The sequence below is a fragment of the Aliivibrio sp. SR45-2 genome, assembly GCF_963890165.1.
In the GTDB taxonomy this organism is placed as follows: Bacteria; Pseudomonadota; Gammaproteobacteria; order Enterobacterales; family Vibrionaceae; genus Aliivibrio; species Aliivibrio salmonicida.
On the sequence record NZ_CAWPRC010000041.1, the window covers coordinates 1 to 2040 of the forward strand.

Annotated in this window: 1 pseudogene; it reads right to left on the reverse strand. The window is 37.9% G+C overall.

The window, feature by feature from the left end:
* Positions 1-1924: pseudogene (locus AACV33_RS02020) on the reverse strand (hypothetical protein); the annotation flags it as partial.
* Positions 1925-2040: the final 116 nt, after the last annotated feature.

Genomic DNA, 2040 nt, shown 5'->3' on the forward strand with positions numbered 1-2040 from the left:
TTTGGTTAATATCTAAAATTTCTTTATTAAAGTTATCAAAATCAATACTAGGTTGCATCGCAAGTAAACCATCTTTTGCGTACCCATAAGGAATATTTAAAAACTTATCTGCCTCCTCTATCGCCGAAAATGAACTAGAATCGTAACGCTCAATCACCTCTTGCCTTGCATTATTTATGATCTTAATAAAGCTCATGGATGCTTCAGGATAAGAGACAGATTGAGTAGGTCTCGTGGTATCAGACAAGACTTCATGTACCTTCGAACTGCTATTTCCAATCGCATCAACCGCTGAAATAGCAAATTGAGTGGTTGAATTAACAAACACTGACTTATCATAACTTTTCTGAAACGCACACTCATAACCATCGTCAACAAGGTACGGAGTACAGGTAAGCCCTTCAGGTGTTGCACCATTAAAGCTAACAGTAAGATCTTGTATATTAGAAGAATCTTCTTTGACATAACCTTCTAACAAATAAAAGGCGTCGTTATTTGGATTGAATGTTGAAGCGGAGGTCACCTCGATAACAGGCGCATTGTTATCCCATAAAAAAGGAATCGATGTGGACAGTTTATTTTTGTTGCCCACAATATCATCGGCATAGACAGACAATTTAGCTTCAGTGATCGACTCACTTATCTGATCTAACTGTAACGTATTAATACTTACGTACACAGGAGCTTCCCTTAAACCTTCTTTAAACTCTGATACATCAATCTGACAATAACCGTCACCAAAATCGTTTTCTGGACATGCAATCTCTGATGACCATCCACTGTCATCCTTATATTGTAAATAAACTTCAGCGCTCTTTAGCCCCACATTGTCTTTGAAAAGCAAATCAATGACATCAGTCTTCACTAATACGTCAGAATCAGATCGCTCCGCTGTTGGATTTTCATCATCAATCGAAACAGAAGATCTAGATGGTACGATTCCATTAGGATCAGACGCAGTACCAAACGCATTAATCAGATTGGCAAAAGGCTTATAATCATCAGGTTGAGTACCAGATACGTTTAATGTTGAGCTATTTGCAGTGATTAATACATGTTGAGCGAGCACATTAGAATAGGTTTCACTCGTGATGGGTTCTTTACCAAAAGAGATATTTTTCGGTAATAAACTAATATTATCAATTTCAAAACCATCTAATTGTCCATCGGCTTTAATGTCATTATACGAAAGAGCTGCCAGCGTAAAAGAAGTATAAATAGCGCTGTCTACGTCTGCCGCGTATTTCTTAACTAAATCAGAAGAATAAGATGAATATGCCGTTAAGTATGCACCGTATTTGTGACCATCAGTAACATAAGCACTTTGTCCACCTTTTACAATATCAGTCGGCTCAACGGTATGAACATTAAACCCATACATATTACTGATCGTTGTGTTAGCGGTGTTAATGGCACTTGTCGCATCACGCCCTTGTTTTTCAATATAATAATCCGCCAGCCCCTTTGCCATGTAGGTTAAGGGGGTCAACATCACTTTGTTGTCTTTATCTTCATTAAAGTATGCTGTTGCCTCAAATTTTAGTGTTTGCCCATCGCCCTCATAAACTACATTTCCACTCGCAGGGTCAGTATAAGCTCCTCCCAAAGCCTGAATTAAGATGGGCATGGAGCCACTATTAATCTCAATTGAATATTCACCTCGAGATGAACTTGTAGACTCACCAAGTTGCTTACCTATACGCCCACCATCGTACTCCCATACGATAATTCTCGCCCCGGCAATAGGCGCATCAAATAATATCCCTGAATCTGATGTCGTTTCTCTTTTTGACGGAGAGGTATCACCTCCTTCTCCACCACAAGATGTAATGAGGAATAAGAATAGGATACTAATAAGTGATTTAAATAATGAACTAAGGCGCATAAGGTTAATTTTTAGTAGTAAATATGAGAGTTGTCGCATTATATTTACTGTACTTAAAATAACAACGTGGGGATAAAGCATTCATGCAATAGTTATAATGACTGAATCTATAGTCATTTTAACTGTATTGCTAGTTTTATCCCCACGTTGTTATT